Origin of the sequence: Streptomyces sp. 1331.2 (assembly GCF_900199205.1) — a bacterium.
In the GTDB taxonomy this organism is placed as follows: Bacteria; Actinomycetota; Actinomycetes; order Streptomycetales; family Streptomycetaceae; genus Kitasatospora.
The window spans coordinates 5,150,043-5,165,028 of the sequence record NZ_OBMJ01000001.1 but is presented as its reverse complement, the minus strand read 5'-3'; the positions used below and the strand labels follow the sequence as shown (position 1 = coordinate 5,165,028).

Genomic DNA, 14,986 nt, shown 5'->3' with positions numbered 1-14,986 from the left:
CACCGAGAAGGAGGTGACCGCATGGTGAGTGCCCTCGACCGCGTCCACGACGCCCTCGTCGCCGCAGGCAGCCGTAGCGACCACACCGGCCGCTCGTGGCAGTGCCCCGCCCACGACGACAACAGCCCGTCCCTGTCCGTCGGGCGCGGCAGCCGCGGCGCCGACGTCGTCGTGCACTGCCACGCCGGATGCCCCACCGAGGACATCGTCGCCGCCCTCGGACTCACGCTCGCCGACCTGCACGACGAGCCCCGCGAGAAGAGGAACGACCGGCCCGTGAAGGTCGCCGAATACCCGTACTGCGACGAGAACGGCACGCTGCTCTACACCGTCGTGCGCTACTCCCCCAAGACGTTCCGCCAGTACGCCGCGGACGGAGCGCCCAGCGTCAAGGGCATCCGCCGCGTGCCCTACCGCCTGCCGCAGGTCCGCGCCGAGGTTGCGGTCGGCGGCCTGGTCCTGGTCGTCGAGGGCGAGAAGGACGTCGACAACCTCGCCGCCATCGGCGTTGTGGCGACCTGCAACTCGGGCGGCGCCGGGAAGTGGACCGACGACCACACCCGTCATCTGCACGGCGCCGGCGAAGTGGTCGTCGTTGCCGACCGGGACGAGCCCGGCCGCGCGCACGCCGCCCAGGTCGCGGCCTCCCTGCAGCAAGCCGGGATCCCGCACCGGGTCGTCGAGCCCGCCGCAGGCAAGGACGTCTCCGACCACCTCGCCGCCGAACTCGGTTACACGGACCTGGTGCCTGTCGATGTGCGTCCCACAAATCCCAGAATCCCGAGGCCGTCCCAGCCTGCGGACCCCTTCGGCCATTCTGGGATTTCTGGGATGCGATCCGAGGATGGCGGGTGGGACGAGCCGGTCCGCCTCGACGCCCGGCCCCTGCCGCCGTTCCCCGTCGAGCACCTGGGCGAACTCGGCGCGTTCGTCACCGCCAACGCCGCCTCCCTCCAGGTGCCGCCCGACCTGGTCGCGTTCGCCGCCCTCGCCACCATCTCCGCCGCCACCGGCGGCCGGCGCCGAGTGCGGGTGAAGGCCGACTGGTACGAGTCGACGGCCCTGTACCTCGCCGCACTCGCCGACTCTTCGGAGAAGAAGACCCCCGCGCTCAACGCGGCCGCAGCACCGCTGCGCGAGATCGAAGACGACTTGATCGAGGCCGCCCGCCCACAAGTTGAGGCCACGGCCCAGGAGATCCGGATCACGCAAGGCCAGATGGCCAAGGCCGAACAGAAGGCCGCCAGCGAGAAGCCCGACAACGCCCTCGCGGACGCCGAGGCCGCCCGGGTCAAGCTGCTGGAGCTCGGCGAGCAGCCCGAGCTGCCGCGCCTGCTCATCCGCGACGCCACGTTGGAGGCCATCGCCAAGGTGATGCACGGGCAGGGCGGCCGGATCGGGCTGCTCGCTTCCGAGGGAGGCCTCATCAAGGTGGCGGGGGGCCTGTACGGCAACAACGGGAAGGCGAACACCGATCTCCTGCTGGAGGCGTACACCGGCAGCCCCTACACCATCGACCGCACCGGCCGAAGCTCCGCGCGCATGTCGAGCACGTTCCTTGCCATCGGGCTCATCGTGCAACCCGGCGTGTTCACGGGCCTGGAGAAGAAGAACCCCGAGTTCCGAGAGAACGGACTGCTCGGCCGCTTCCTGTACGGCCGGCCCGCCGCCACCGAGGAAGACACCTTCGACTCCCCGCCCGTACCCCACGCGGTCGCCGACACCTACGCCAAGCGCATCCGCGCCCTGGTCGAACGCGTGTGGAACCGCAGCGAGGTCTTGACGCTCGACCTCGACCCGGACGCCCGACAGCTGTTCGGCGAGTTCTACAACGGGTTCGCCAAGCGGCGGAAGCCCGGCGGCGACCTGCACCAGGTCGCCGACTGGGCCGGCAAGTTCCGCGGCCAGCTGATCCGCATCGCCGCCTGCCTCACGGTCTACGAGAACCCGGAAGCGTCCACGATCACCCGGGACCGGATGGCGGCCGTCCTCGCCATGGCCCCGTACTTCATCGTCCACGCCAAGGCGGTGTTCGACCTCATGGGCGCCGACGGCGAGGGCAGACTCGGCCCGCTCCGGGACGTCATCACCTGGCTGCGCGGACGCCCCGACCCCTCGGCCCAGTTCACCGCCCGGCAGGCCTGGCAGGCCCTCAAGGGTCGGAAGTGGGCGCAGGACATGGAGTCCATGACCGCGGTCCTCGGCGAGCTGGAGGACTACGGCTGGATCAGCCTTGTGCCGCCGCCGGAGCGGCCCGGCGTCCGTGGACGCAAGCCCTCGCCCGCCTTCGACGTCCACCCGTGGGTGCACACGCCGCCCGCCCGTCAGCAGGAGCCGCAGTGACCACCACCCGCAACCGCAACCTCATCCCGCGCGAGACCGCCGTACGTCGCCTCGCCGATGTCCTCTCCGACCGCACCGAGTACCTCGTCACCATCCCGCCCGGTGTCGGCCAGGCCCTCGCCGCCGGCCTCGACCTGGTCGGCCACTGGACCGCCTACCTCGACGTCGGCGCGCCCGAGGTCCTCGTCACCAGCGACCTCACCACGTTCCGTGGAACGCACATGCTCGTGCCCACCGGGGGAGTCGTCACCATCCCCAAGACCGTGCACCATCGCGCCGTCAGCCGGCTTGTCCGCCAGCGCATCCCCGCCGACGGCAGCCGCGACGTTCTGCTCATCACGGACCGCAGCGGCGGCCCCACCTACTGGCCCCTCCTGCTCGTGGACGCCGTCGACCGCGTTGACCCGGTCCTCGCCGCCCAGCTGCGCGCGCACGGCACCCCGGCCGATTCCTGACCACTCGACCACTCAAGGGATTCACCATGACCGAGCACCAGTTCCCCACACTTACCCGCGCCATCGCCTGCATGACGCCGAAGGACAGGCGCATTGCCGCCCTCGCCCTCAGCGAGAGCAGCACCGACGTCCTCGTCGCCCTCGCCATCGAGCTCATGCGCGCTAACGAGCGCGAAGAGCGCGACCTCGCCCGGTATGACGCCGACTTCCACCTCGACCAGGCCCAGCAGGCCGGCGCCGAATGGCTCGCCCGGATCGACCACCTGATCGCCACCGGGCCCGGCAACGCCACCGACGAGGACGTCGCCGAGCTCTTCCAGGCCGGCGACACCGCCCTCGCCGCCGACGTCGAGCACCAGGCCGCGGAAGGCCGTCTGGTCGAGCTGCAGAACCGCCCCCGCGCCACCCCGGACACAAACGACGCCGCTTAGACGGTTCCCTGACGCCCCAACCGGATATGCTGATCAGGTAGGGCAGAGCACAGACGGCCACCACGGTGGAGGCCAAGCCGTCAGCCGCCCTACCTGCTCGCAGCAGCAGGCCGGCACTCCGTGGATGCGGAGCCGCCCGCCAGTGCATCCGGTCCCGGACGGGGCTCAGCCGGACAGCGCACGCCGAGCACACCCTTCCCTGCCGCGCAGACGAGCGCCCGCCATCCATGGCCGAGAGCGCCCGCGGCATCCACACCTGCATGGAGCCCCCAACGTGGACACTGTCCAGATGCTCGCCGACCTCCGCGAGAAGCTCGCCACCGAGAAGGCCGAAGCCAGCCGCATTCTCAGCACCGCCCAGAAGCACAACCGCAGTCTCTCGCCCAACGAGAGCCGCCTGATCGAGCAGCACACCGAGCGGGCCAACGAGATCAGCACCCGCATCGAGGAACTCACCGACCAGGCCCTCAGGGACGCCCAGGCCGCGCCCACCGCTCGGAAGTTCTCCCCGAGCTTGAGCGTCACGTCCGAGCCGCTCACCTACGAGCGCAACAGCGGCCAGAGCTACTTCCGCGACCTCGCCAAGGCCCAGGTCGAGCACGACCCCGAGGCCACGGCACGACTCTCCCGCCACGCCCAGGAGATGGATGTGGAAATGCCGCGGCGCGAGAAGATCCGCCGGGCCCGCGCCGAGCAGGAACTGCGTGGCGTCGACCAGGGCGGCACCTTCGAGCGCCGCGTCAACCCCAATAGGACCGATGGCCAGGGCGGCTACTTCGTGCCGCCGATGTGGCTGATCGACGAGTACGTCGACCTGCCGCGCTTCGGCCGCACCCTCGCCAACAGCGTCCGCAACCTGACGCTGCCCAGCGGCACCGACAGCATCAACGTGCCGAAGGTCGCCACCGGCACCGCGGTGGGCGTGCAGACCGCCGACGGCGCGCTCGTCACCTCGCAGGACCTGACCGACACGTTCGTGTCCGTGCCCGTGCGGACCCTGGCCGGCCAGCAGGACATCGCGCTGCAGCTGCTGGAGCAGAGCCCCGCTGGCTTCGACGAAATCGTGTTCGCCGACCTCATGGCCGACTACAACCAGAAGCTCGACCAGCAGTGCTGGACCGGTACCGGCAGCAACGGCCAGCTGCTCGGGGTGCTCAACGTCAGCGGCATCAACTCCGTGACCTACACGGACGCGTCGCCGACGCTGCCGGAGCTGTACGTGCCAGTCATGCAGGCGCTCAGCCAGGTGGCGAAGAACCGCAAGCTCCCCGCCACCGCGCTGTTCATGACCCCGTCGCGCTGGTACTGGATGGCCAGCACGCTCGACACCAGCGGCCGGCCGCTGGTCCTCCCGGACACCAGCTCGCCGTTCAACCCCGCCGCGCTGCAGGTCGGCTCGGACGTCGAGGGCTACGTCGGCAAGCTCGGCGCCTTCCCCGTCATGACCGACGGCAACATCCCGTCCAACCTCGGCGGCGGCTCCAACGAGGAGCGGATCGTGGCCATGCGGACCTCGGACACCTACCTCTGGGAGGGCGCCATGCGCACTCGCGCCATGCCCGAGGTTCTGTCCGGCACGCTCCAGGTTCGACTGCAGGTCTATTCCTATGCGGCCTTCATGCCGAACCGCCGGCCCGAGTCCATCGCCGTTCTCTCGGGAACGGGCCTCATTTCGCCCGCCGGGTTCTGACGCACGCGGCAGGCCCGCCCTCCTGATGCGGGAGGGCGGGCCTGCCCATACCCGGGGGTCCAGATTCGAAGGGGTGGCCTCCAACCCCCGCCCCACATGTCCGGCCACCCCAGCTCCGACAACAGCCATTTGGCCAGACAGGAGACCGGTATGAAGGAGCGCAAGGTCACCCGCGAGAAGAGCGAGCGGGCCCGAGCCCTTACCGAAGTCGCCAGATCCGAAGTGCGCCGAGCAGCCACCGGTTCCGCGGCACCGCCGTACCGTCAGCACCGTCAGGAAGCCCCCACACGTACCACCACCGAAGCGCCATCAACGCCGCGCAACCGAGCTGCACGCCGAGCAGCAGCCCGCCCCAACGCCCGGCCAAGCGGCACCGCCGTCACCGTGCCACTGTCCTTCGGCCTCGACCGCAGCCAGCGCCGAGGCTCGACCACGGCGGCGCGGTAGAAGCGGCCGAAGCCGACAGCCGACGCCCGTCTGACGTCACGGTGCGTAAGCGGCGGCCCTGCAGCGGCACCGTACCGGGGGGAGGTCAAAAGTCCGACGCATGATCGTCTTCGGACCCGGCCCCCCAGCCCCCACACACAGCCGCGAAAGTGCGCCCGGGGGGTCTTGAAAGGATCAAGGAAGGAGCGAGCCATGGCGATAGGACGCCCACCAACACCTACGGAGCGCAAGCGCCGACTTGGCAACCCCGGTGGCAGGCCGCTCCCGGACACCTCGAACGTCGTCGCGCTTCCGCCGGTCGAAGACCGGCCGCCCGACCAGCTGGGCCCAGCCGGAAAGGCGATATGGGAGGTGATCGCTGAGTGCTCGTGGATCGGCCAGACCGACCGGCCTGCCGTCGTCATGCTCTGTGAGCTGTTCGACCGTCGGCAGGACTTCATGGCCCGGCTGGAGTCGTCGGACCCGGTGCTGTTCACGGAGAAGGGCTACGCGTACGCCAACCCGCTGGTCGGGATGCTGTCCACGCTGGACCGGGAGATCGCCCGTCAACTCGGCGCGCTCGGGCTCACGCCAACGGACCGCACTCGCATGGGCCTCGCCGAGGTGAAGGCGAAGAGCAAGCTGCAGGAGCTACTAGAGAACCGCCAACGGCGCGGCTGAGCGCAGAAGGAACCCAGGCGTCCGGCTGCCCAATGGGGCCGGACGCCTCATCATGTGTCAGCCCAGCACGAAGAGCACGAGGAGAAACAGGGCCAGGAAGATACCTGCACTGATCCACTCACCTTTGCTGTGTTGCCGACGGGGCCCTTGTGGGGCTGCTGCCGTCGCAGGGCGCGACCGCACCTTTCGAGTGCCCGCGGTCCTACTGTGGGAGATACCAGTGCCGGGGATCCCCACGGTCGTTCGGACACGCCCGTTGGCCTGTTTGGTGATCCGGGCCCCCTTCACCCCCGCCGAGTAGCTGATACCGCTCTTCGAGGCGGTGACGCGCAGTCCCCCAGCCTTGAAGGACTTCCGATATCCCATCGCGGCGCTCCCTCCCCGGGGCCGGCTGGTCCGCCCTGGTGAGCGGCATCGTCTCGCATCCGCCCCCAGGAGTCCTGGTTTTGGCCACATTGAATGAGCTGTCAGGCCATCCTGGTAACCCACTGAGCAGAGAGGGAGAGCACCGTGAAGCTCACGTTCCTCGGCAGCACCAGCGAAGACGGCAAGTGCCCGACGCTGTACGAGACGGAGACCGGCGACATCGTCGTCCAGGGCTACCAGCTCACTGACCCCGAAGCCCTCGCCCAGCTGCGGAATGTGCTGCCCGGCGAGACCTTCGTCGTCGTCCCTCGTGACCTGCTGACCCGATTCACCCCGAAGGTCTGACCCATGCCCGAGTTCATCAGCGACGACCGGTTCGACCACTTCTTCGGTGACGGGTTCGCCCACACCGCATGGCGGCTGGAGAGCCGGCGCGGCTACGCGTCTGACGTAGCCGGAGACGGCTTCAAGCGGTGGTTGCGCGGCGAGGACCCACAGACGGACCCGAACCGCCCGTGGTGCCGCAACATCGCCACTCAGACCGCGGCCGGCAAGCGCGTGGGGCGGGTTCGCATCGCCGACGACCCGATCACTGACGGGCAGGCCTACCTGCTGCACGTCGGATGGGCCAACGTCCAGGCCGGCGAGGACATCAGGCACCTGCAACGCGCGACGGCCCGCCGCCTGGATCTGCCGGAGCGCGACTTCTGGCTGTTCGACTCCGAGCACCTGTTGGAGATGCACTTCGACCAGGGCGACAACTACCTCGGCGCCGAGCTGATCAGCGATCCCGCGGCCGTCCTCAAGGCGTGCCAGATTCGCGACCGGGCGCGGCACCACGCAGTTCCTCGGGCGGCGTTCGCCGACCAGGTCCCGTCTCGGGTGTGAGCGACTTCCAGCGGGCCCGGGAAGCACTCGGGGTCCGCCTTCACCAGTTGCGCGACGATGCCGGGCTGACCGGGCGGGCACTGGCCGCCCGGCTGGGCTGGCCTCACTCGAAGATCAGCAAGTTGGAGAACGGGCGCCAAACCGCCACACCTCATGACCTGACCGCGTGGGCCGAGGCAACCGGTCACCCCAGCGTGGCCGGTTCCCTCCAATCGGACTTGGCCATGCTGGAGACGCACTACCGGTCGTGGCGTCGCCGGCTGGCGAACGGCCACCAGCCAGCCCAGCAGGAAGCCGGGTCGGAGGAGCGTGGTGCCTGCGTCGTGAGGGCCTACGAGCCGAACGTGGTACCCGGCTTGCTGCAGACGCCCGAATACGCCCGTCACGTCCTGCTCGCCTCGGCCGCGCTGCACCAGTCGCCGCAGGACACCGACGACGCCGTCCGGGAGAGGATGCGTCGCCAGGAACTGCTCTATGTGCCAGGCCGACGGTTCCAGTTCATCCTCTGGGAAGGAGCGCTGAGAGCCAGGATCTGCCCGCCAGACGTGCTCGCGTCCCAGCTGGACCGGCTGTCCGGTCTGGTCGGCCTCGACACGGTCAGCATCAGCATCATCCCCTTCTTGGCAGACCTGCCGCTGACGCTCCGACACGGCTTCTGGATCCATGACCAGTCCTACGTGACCGTCGAGACGATCAACGCCGCGCTGCACCTGGACGACCACGCGGACGTTTCGCTGTACCTCAGGGCCTGGGGAATGTACGAGCAGGCCGCGGTCACAGGAGCCGAAGCGCGCCGCATTCTCGTGTCGGCACGTCACACGATCGGCCCTATCTGAGAAGCACCGGGAAGCAGCGAGAACCGGGCTCGAAACTGCGAGAAACACGGCCCATGTGCCGAGAAAACCCGCCCTACCTTGCTGGTCATGGTGGATACAGCGATTTCACCGGCGCGCTTGCCCGGAGGGTACCCCTCGGCAGTCGGCCTGACCTCGGACCAGCTACACGGGCTGCGCTGCCGACGCTGCGGGGCGGCGGATGATCTGCGAGCGGATGGCCATGTCTACACGGCCACCTGCCGCGGGGGCGCCCCGCTTGGCTGGGCCGTGCGGGCGTGTCCTCAATGCCTGGGGGGTGGGAAGCCATGACCACTGCCGCTACCAGGCCGGACACGCCGGCCGCCATCGTCGTCCGGCTGGACGTCAGCCAGGCCGGCCGGTACATCAGCGCCGAGTGCCAGCTCGGCGCGCACTGGGGCTGCCCCGGCGGCCTGTGGAACGAGGCCAGAGTCCGCGAGCTGACATGCATGTGCGGAACACCCGAATGCCCCTGCTCGCGCAATCTGCCCGGAGGTTCCCAGTGAGCGCTGTCGACGGAACGTCGCCCCAGGACGAGTGCCGCGGCTACTGCGTGGTGTGCGGGGAGTGGGGGCGCGGAACCTACAACGGCCCGCTCAACTCCCACAGCGACACCATTCGCGGTCACGCCGACTGCAGCCGCGAACCTCCGGCCGGAGTCCGAAGCCGCCACCTCCCCGAGGGGATCCGCTGACACCCCGGCCAGCCGGACGGCCGCGGACGACGGAGCGGGCCCCGGCTTTACTGCCAAGGCCCGCTCCTGATCACCCGAGCTCCCTGATTGATCCCGAGGCCAGCGCCGCCGGGTCAGCGCGTTTTGTGCTGACGACCCATTTCGGCCTTGATTTCGTCTTCGGTAGCGCCGAGGGCCATCGCGTCGTCCACGGCGCGGAGGGTGGCGTAGCGGTCGTCCAGGCAATCGGGGCCACCGTGGGCGAGGACTTCGCGGGCAGCGCGGACGATGGCTTCGGACTTGATCACGAGGTCTTCTCCTTGATCCAGTGGACGGCGGATCGGGCGGGGTTTTCGGGGTCGTCCTTGATCCAGAACCCCTCTCGGGCCCCCTCTTCGGGTGCGTGTTGCTGTTGCTGTTGCTCGCTCTGACCTGCAGCAACACGGTTCGCGAGGGGTTGGAGGATGTGAGGGGGGAGTGGGGGGAGTTGGTCGCGGCGGATGCCGGTGGAGACGCCGCGGTTCTTGACGCGGACGCCGCGGGTGATGGGTACGTTGGCGGCGTCGCACATCTCGCGGATGCGGTCGGTGGCGGTTTCGTCGCCGAGGAGGCCGGCGGCGAGCTGGGCGAGGTGGGCGCCCTTTTCGGCGCCGATGAAGAGGTGGAGGGAGGCGATAAACGCCCCGTGGTCCAGCTCGTCCTCGGTCTCTTCGGTCTCCTCCTCGCCCGTCTGCCGGTCGGCGTTCTTGGCGGCGATCCAGGAGGCGAGGAGCCAGGTTCCAGCAGTGGGCCACCAGAGACCGGGGGCGGCGAGGAGGAACCCGCCGCCGAAGGCCGCTCCGGAGGTGATTCCGATGCCGCGGGCGATGCCGGACTTCACGCCGTCTCGGGCGGTCCAGTCGGTGACGCGCTGGAGGAGAACTCCGCCGCCGACCAGCAGCCGGCCGGTCACTGCATCGCCTGGGTGAACAGGACGCCCGCGGCGTTCACGGCGCTGGCGAGCGGGACCGCCGCGGCCCCGGCGATGGTGCCGGACAGGCCCAGGCATACCCCAGTGCCGATGCCGGCAGCGAGCTTGCCGTTGGGGACCTTCCCGGCCCACTTCCAGAGGCCGACGATGACGACGGTGAGCAGGAGGACGATGACGTAGCCGCCCGGGCTCAGGGCGACCTGGTTAGCACGGGTGACGTCGGTGGTGGTGCCGCCGACGCCGTAGACAAGGCTGAGGTCACCGAGCCCGTTGGCGCCCCAGAGGGCGACGCCGGCGCTGCCGCCGAGCAGGCCGCCGGTGGTGAGGATGGCGAGCATGCCGTAGGCGGTGGCGAGGAGGTAGGGGACGGCGGCGGCGGGCTGGTGGCCGTCGCGGAACCACCAGCGGATGGCGGACAGGACCAGGAGGGACGCACCGACGGCCAGGCCGCCGAGGGTGACGGTGTTCATGGTGATCCTCACAGGGAGAACAGGCCGGCCATGCAGGCGCAGGCGAGCAGAACGAAGAGGGTGGTCCGCAGCACGGCGGGGAGGGCATGGGGCGCGACGACGGCCAGGCCGGTGAACCCGGCCGCCGTCAGCAGCAGCCACGCCACGAGGGCGAGCAGCATGAAAGACAGGCCTCTCAGACGGCCGCGAGTGCACGCTGCAGTTGCTGGGCGCGGGACTGTCCGATGCGCAGCTCGGCCTGCAGCCGACGCAAGGACGCGGGTCGACCGTTCTCGGCGCGGGCGGCCCGGTCGACGGCCTTCGCAGCCGCGAGGAGGTCAGCCTGGGGGCATTCCGCATCCGGCTGGTCGGCGGGGGGTGCATCGGACGCATCGGCCGTTGGCTGGCTGTTGGGCTCGCTGGAGCCGTCGTCCGACCTGGCTCCGTGACCTGCAACGGCGGCCACGGGTTGCAGGGCTGGATGCACGGATGCGCCACCCAGTCGGGGCCACGGGACGGCCTCAAGCACCGGGTCCGGGTCGACCCGTTCGACGGTCACCTCGGTGCGCTCCCCGCTCGTACCGGCATCTGCGGGACGCACCGCATCCGGCGCATCTGCCACGAGGTCTTCCGCAGCCGCGACGGGGCCCGGCTCCGGGTCGTGCTTGAGTACGTGCATCCGCCAGAGCACCAGGGGAGCGATGGCGGAGACCGCGACGACGAGCGCAGGGGAGATGGTGAGCATCCCGCCGTGCAGCAGATGCGCCGCCGAGTTTGTTGCCACCATGGCGAGGACCGCGGGGAGCACCTCGCGCCCCGTCCGCAGAGCTCGGATCGCGTAGGCGTCGATGGCCACCGGCAGAGCGCCGGCCACGACCGGGTGGTAGCCGGAGGACACCGCGAGCGACCACTCCCCCTGTGCGGTAACGGCGATGCTGGCACCCATGGCCAGCCAGCCGAGAACGTCGCGCTTCATCGGGTACCCCCGCTCTGCAGCTCGGCCAGCTGCCGGGCGAGGGCCCGCAGCTCGACAGCCCGCGCGGTGAGGGTCTCGGCGAGTGCGTACACGTCGGCCGGGGCAAGGCGGTGCCAGCCGTCGAGGCCGAGCAGGACGGACAGCTTCACACCGCGGTCGTCGAGGTTGCTGCTGTACGGGTACTGGCACAGCGCGGCGTCCAGGAGCCGCACGGGTCCGCGGTGCGTGACCAGGGTGAGAGCGGTCTCCGGGCCCTCGTGGGCGAGGTCGACCAGGTCGAGGCCGTCCTCGTGGGTACCGAGGCACCACGGCGGGCACGGCACGGTCACCATTCCCTGGTCCCAGGTGTGCACGGTGGCGGTGCGGGGCGTGGTCACAGGGCACCGTCCCCGAGGTCCTCGTACCGGCCGATGCGGGCGTGGAGGTGGACCGAGCAGGGGCCGCCGGTCAGCCGGGCGTCAGCGGACGCACCGACCAGGCCGAGACCCTCGGCATCCCACGGGGCCGCGCGCCGCTCCAGGCGGGCGGCCAGTCGGTAGGCCACCGCGAGGAGGACGTCCCGCGGGTCGTCGGCGCTGAGGCCCATGGAGAGCATCAGCAGGTGGATGGGGCTGGTGGCCGCGTAGTCCGGCAAGCGGCGCCGGCGGCCGGGCATAGCGGGGGTAGGGTCGTTCATCAGGTCGGACTCCCTCTTGGGTAGGGGCCCGGCTCAGGCGCCGTCCGGTGTTCCACCACCGGGCGGCGCCGTCTCGTCTCGCAGTACACATTCAGTACACATGAGGCCGAGAGACACCGGGAATTTGCGTGATACGTCGTGAGACGTTCTGGCAGGTCAACCGGCATATGAGGCTGTTTCCGCTGGTCAGCTAGACTTATCGAACACACGCGGCCTGCGTTCGCCACGCGGGTGCGGTGCAATCAAGCAGTACGGCAGGCGCCGCAGTCGGCCTCTTCCCCAGAGGCCACTGCGGCGCCTGTCGCGTTCCACGGTCCGGCCGCTATGGTCGGTCGGTCGGTCAGGTTCGATCGGGGTGCAGGGAGCACCCCGGCGCCGGACACAGGGGGGAATTCCATGACGACGCCACCGCCGCCGCCATCGCCGACACCGGGGCCGAACGGGCCGGGGTCGAACGGGCCGGGGTACGGGTTCCCGCAGCAGCCGCCCGCAGGCGGGCCGGGGGCACAGCCCGTACCGGGCGCTTCGGGCTTCGGGCCGCCGCCCGGGCTGCCCGCGTCGCCCGGAATACCCACCTCACCCGGAATGCCGGGCCTTTCCGGGACTCCGCCGCGCTCCGGGGGGAACCTGCGGCGCAACGCCGTCTGGGCCTTCGTCGGCGCCGTACTCGCCTCCGCCGGCTGGACCGCCGCCGTGATGGCCGTCCCCGGCATGGTCAGCACCGACTCCTCACCGCGCAGCCTCGGCAGCTACCACCTCTCGGACGACTTCTGCGCCACCGCGAAGCCCACCAAGCTGCTGCAGACCTACGCCGTCTCCGACACCTCCGCGCCGACCCACCACACCGACCGGCACCCGGCGCTGGACAGCATGAACTGCTCCATGAGCCTCAAGCGCATCGGCGGCAACAGCGACAGCGAGTACGTCTCGGTCTACCTGCGCGCCGACCTGCACAAGGCCGTCAACCCGGCGCCCGAGCTGGAGGCCAACAAGGAGCTCTACCGGGCCCGCGGCTACCAGGTCACCGACATCTCCGGAGTGGGCGAGGAGGCGTACTTCCTGTACAAGGACGACGGCTCCGACAAGTACCACAGCCTCTACGCCGAGCTGGACATCCGCGACGGCGGGATGACCTACTACATCAACTACACCGCGAGCTACACGGAGGGGAAGGGCAAGCCGCCGTCCAAGGACGAGCTGCGCAGCGCCCTGCAGTCCGACGGCCAGGACGCCATCCGGGCGATGCGGAAGTAGGCCGGGTGCCCGAGCAGCTGGCGGCCCTGCGCGGGTAGCCGCGTGCTCGGGCCGTTGCGGACTCGGGTAGCTGCGTGCTCGGGCGCTCAGTACGAGGGGCGGGATCCGGCGCGGGCGGCCCGGGCGACGGCGACCACCGCGCGCTCCAGGGCGAAGGCCGGGTCGTCCGATCCGCCCTTGACGGCGGCGTCGGCCTGGGCGATCGCGGTCAGCGCGGTGGCCACCGCGTCCCCCGTCCAGCCGCGCATCTGCTGACGGACCCGGTCGACCTTCCACGGCGGCATGCCCAGCTCGCGGGCCAGGTCCGCCGGGCGCATGTTCCGCCCGGTGGTCGCCAGCCGGCCGATGCTGCGCACGCCGGACGCCAGCGCGTAGGTGATGCCGGTCGGCGGCTGGCCGACGGCCAGCGCCCAGCGCAGCCGCTCCAAGGCCTCCGCGGCTCGGCCGGTGACCGCCAGATCGGCCACCTCGAAGCCGGTCGCCTCGGCCCGGCCGCTGTAGTAGCGGGCCACCACCGTCTCGTCGATCGTGCCCTCGACGTCCGAGGTCAGCTGGTGGCAGGCGGCCGCCAGCTCGCGCAGGTCGCTGCCGAGCGCGTCCAGCAGCGCCTGGCAGGCCTCCGGGGTCGCCGAGCGGCCGAGCGCCCGGAACTCCCCCTTGACGAAGGCCAGCCGCTCGCTCGCCTTGGCCAGCTTCGCGCAGGCCACCTCGCGGCCGCCCGCCTTGCGCCCGGCGTCCAGCAAGCCCTTGCCCTTGGCCCCGCCCGCGTGCACCAGCACCATGATCACTTCTTCGGCGGGCGCCTCGATGTACGCCTTGACCTCCTTCACCGAGTCGGCGGAGAGGTCCTGGGCGGCCCGGACCACGATCACCTTGCGCTCGGCGAACAGCGAGGGCGTGGTCAGCTCGGCCAGGCTGCCGGGCTGCAGCCCGCCGGGCGGGAGGTCCCGTACGTCGGTGTCCGGATCCGCCGCCTTCGCCGCCGCCACCACCTGGGCGACCGCGCGGTCCAGCAGCAGCTCCTCCTGGCCGACCGCGAGGGTCAGCGGGGCGAGCAGGTCGTCGGGTGCACTCTTCCTGGCCATCGCCTACCAGCATCCCACGGGCCGCGGACACTCCCGCCCGCCCGCGTGCCCGCCCACCTGCCCGCCTGCCCGCCTGCCCGCCTGCCCACCTGCCCGCCTGCCCGGCCTCGGAGGACGGCCTGGACAATGATCCGGTGACCGAGAACCACGCCACCGACCTTCCGGACGTCGACGACCCGCACGCCCGGCAGCTGCTCGTCCTGCCCGACCGCGACACCGCCGAGGAAGCCGCCGAGGAGCTCGGCGCCGCCCACCCCGACCTCGGCGAGCTCGAAATCGTCCGCGACGCCCTCGCCGGTGAGGACGACGCCGAGGACGCCCAGTGGCTCGTCGTCGTCGAACCCCCGGAAACCGGCTGGACCCCCGCGCACCTGCACGCCCTCGACACCCTCGCCGCCGACCACGAAGGCTGGCGCGAGAACGCCTGACGGCCACGCGGGCCCACCCGCCCCGAACCACCCAGGCATCAAACCGGGGGCACTCTGCGCGGCGACGTTTCTGGGCGGTGTGCTCCGGGCCCGCCCAGAGCACACCGCAACCAAGCTCCCGGTTCCCGCCCCGCCCCGCCCTGCGCTGCCCCACCCATGCCGGTTCTCCCCGTCGAACCGCTGCCCCCTGGCACCCACCCGTCTCCCCGGGAGCCAGCGACCTGCCACGGCAACCCGTGCCCGGCGGTGGTCTGCCACCGCCCGACCATGCTCCACGAACGCCCCACCCATGCCCGACCACGCTCATCTGCTGGCCTGCCCGGGCGCGGCCCGGGCAGGCC

General features: G+C 70.8%; 20 protein-coding genes. 11 read left to right on the top strand and 9 right to left on the bottom strand.

What is annotated here, in order from left to right:
• Positions 1–21: 21 nt before the first annotated feature.
• The 5 genes from CRP52_RS22150 (at position 22) to CRP52_RS22130 (ending at position 6,026) form a co-directional block, all read left to right on the top strand.
• Entirely contained in the window at positions 22–2,343 is a 2,322-nt protein-coding gene (locus CRP52_RS22150) for a DUF3987 domain-containing protein (RefSeq protein WP_097237971.1), read from the top strand.
• Positions 2,340–2,798, top strand: coding sequence for a hypothetical protein (locus CRP52_RS22145; RefSeq protein WP_097237970.1), 459 nt, complete (start codon positions 2,340–2,342; stop codon positions 2,796–2,798). Before CRP52_RS22150 ends, CRP52_RS22145 begins: the two co-directional genes overlap by 4 nt.
• Positions 2,799–2,824: 26 nt before the next feature.
• Positions 2,825–3,229 carry a hypothetical protein gene (locus tag CRP52_RS37140; protein ID WP_101948230.1) on the top strand — a complete coding sequence of 135 codons (405 nt, stop codon included), beginning with the start codon at positions 2,825–2,827 and terminating at the stop codon, positions 3,227–3,229.
• A gap of 274 nt (positions 3,230–3,503) precedes the next feature.
• Entirely contained in the window at positions 3,504–4,919 is a 1,416-nt protein-coding gene (locus tag CRP52_RS22135; protein WP_257032800.1) for a phage major capsid protein, read from the top strand.
• A gap of 639 nt (positions 4,920–5,558) precedes the next feature.
• On the top strand, positions 5,559–6,026 hold the full coding sequence (locus CRP52_RS22130) for a phage terminase small subunit P27 family (RefSeq protein ID WP_097237968.1): 468 nt from the start codon (positions 5,559–5,561) through the stop codon (positions 6,024–6,026).
• 57 nt (positions 6,027–6,083) lie between these two features.
• Here the strand turns inward: CRP52_RS22130 and CRP52_RS40850 are convergent, their stop codons facing one another.
• Positions 6,084–6,392 carry a DUF4236 domain-containing protein gene (locus CRP52_RS40850; RefSeq protein ID WP_097237967.1) on the bottom strand — a complete coding sequence of 103 codons (309 nt, stop codon included), beginning with the start codon at positions 6,390–6,392 and terminating at the stop codon, positions 6,084–6,086.
• A gap of 144 nt (positions 6,393–6,536) precedes the next feature.
• Here CRP52_RS40850 and CRP52_RS22120 point away from each other — a divergent pair, with 144 nt between their 5' ends.
• The 4 genes from CRP52_RS22120 to CRP52_RS37715 all read left to right on the top strand — a co-directional run bounded on the left by CRP52_RS22120 (position 6,537) and on the right by CRP52_RS37715 (position 8,640).
• Positions 6,537–6,737, top strand: coding sequence for a hypothetical protein (locus CRP52_RS22120; RefSeq protein ID WP_097237966.1), 201 nt, complete (start codon positions 6,537–6,539; stop codon positions 6,735–6,737).
• Between the two features lie 3 nt (positions 6,738–6,740).
• Positions 6,741–7,280, top strand: coding sequence for a DUF6879 family protein (locus tag CRP52_RS22115; RefSeq protein ID WP_097237965.1), 540 nt, complete (start codon positions 6,741–6,743; stop codon positions 7,278–7,280).
• Positions 7,277–8,116: a helix-turn-helix domain-containing protein gene (locus CRP52_RS22110; RefSeq protein WP_097237964.1), complete on the top strand. Its 840-nt coding sequence runs from the start codon at positions 7,277–7,279 to the stop codon at positions 8,114–8,116. The genes CRP52_RS22115 and CRP52_RS22110 overlap by 4 nt, the downstream gene beginning before the upstream one ends.
• Before the next feature lie 305 nt (positions 8,117–8,421).
• Positions 8,422–8,640, top strand: coding sequence for a hypothetical protein (locus CRP52_RS37715; protein WP_143685805.1), 219 nt, complete (start codon positions 8,422–8,424; stop codon positions 8,638–8,640).
• A 301-nt stretch (positions 8,641–8,941) separates the two neighbouring features.
• Here CRP52_RS37715 and CRP52_RS38410 read toward each other — a convergent pair whose 3' ends face one another.
• From CRP52_RS38410 to CRP52_RS22085, 7 genes are read right to left on the bottom strand one after another with little or no spacing between them, the layout of a single operon-like run.
• Positions 8,942–9,115: a hypothetical protein gene (locus CRP52_RS38410; RefSeq protein WP_179852884.1), complete on the bottom strand. Its 174-nt coding sequence runs from the start codon at positions 9,113–9,115 to the stop codon at positions 8,942–8,944.
• The gene (locus tag CRP52_RS22105) at positions 9,112–9,759 is read right to left on the bottom strand and encodes a hypothetical protein (protein ID WP_097237963.1); all 648 of its coding nucleotides are present in this window, start codon (positions 9,757–9,759) and stop codon (positions 9,112–9,114) included. Before CRP52_RS22105 ends, CRP52_RS38410 begins: the two co-directional genes overlap by 4 nt.
• Positions 9,756–10,247, bottom strand: a complete 492-nt coding sequence (locus CRP52_RS22100; protein WP_097237962.1) for a hypothetical protein — start codon at positions 10,245–10,247, stop codon at positions 9,756–9,758. Before CRP52_RS22100 ends, CRP52_RS22105 begins: the two co-directional genes overlap by 4 nt.
• Positions 10,248–10,255: 8 nt before the next feature.
• Complete coding sequence (locus tag CRP52_RS38405) at positions 10,256–10,408, bottom strand: hypothetical protein (protein ID WP_179852883.1); 153 nt, start codon at positions 10,406–10,408, stop codon at positions 10,256–10,258.
• Between the two features lie 14 nt (positions 10,409–10,422).
• Positions 10,423–11,202 carry a hypothetical protein gene (locus CRP52_RS22095; protein ID WP_097237961.1) on the bottom strand — a complete coding sequence of 260 codons (780 nt, stop codon included), beginning with the start codon at positions 11,200–11,202 and terminating at the stop codon, positions 10,423–10,425.
• Complete coding sequence (locus CRP52_RS22090; protein WP_097237960.1) at positions 11,199–11,579, bottom strand: DUF6907 domain-containing protein; 381 nt, start codon at positions 11,577–11,579, stop codon at positions 11,199–11,201. The genes CRP52_RS22095 and CRP52_RS22090 overlap by 4 nt, the downstream gene beginning before the upstream one ends.
• Positions 11,576–11,878, bottom strand: a complete 303-nt coding sequence (locus CRP52_RS22085; protein ID WP_143685804.1) for a hypothetical protein — start codon at positions 11,876–11,878, stop codon at positions 11,576–11,578. Before CRP52_RS22085 ends, CRP52_RS22090 begins: the two co-directional genes overlap by 4 nt.
• Positions 11,879–12,463: 585 nt before the next feature.
• Between CRP52_RS22085 and CRP52_RS22080 the strand changes: the two genes are divergently transcribed.
• On the top strand, positions 12,464–13,132 hold the full coding sequence (locus CRP52_RS22080; protein WP_097237958.1) for a hypothetical protein: 669 nt from the start codon (positions 12,464–12,466) through the stop codon (positions 13,130–13,132).
• 86 nt (positions 13,133–13,218) lie between these two features.
• Here CRP52_RS22080 and holA read toward each other — a convergent pair whose 3' ends face one another.
• Positions 13,219–14,217 (bottom strand): DNA polymerase III subunit delta, encoded by a 999-nt coding sequence (holA, locus tag CRP52_RS22075; protein ID WP_097237957.1) that lies wholly within the window; start codon positions 14,215–14,217, stop codon positions 13,219–13,221.
• A gap of 134 nt (positions 14,218–14,351) precedes the next feature.
• On the opposite strand from holA, the gene CRP52_RS22070 reads away from it, so the two are divergent.
• Complete coding sequence (locus CRP52_RS22070) at positions 14,352–14,645, top strand: hypothetical protein (RefSeq protein WP_097237956.1); 294 nt, start codon at positions 14,352–14,354, stop codon at positions 14,643–14,645.
• Positions 14,646–14,986 lie beyond the last annotated feature (341 nt).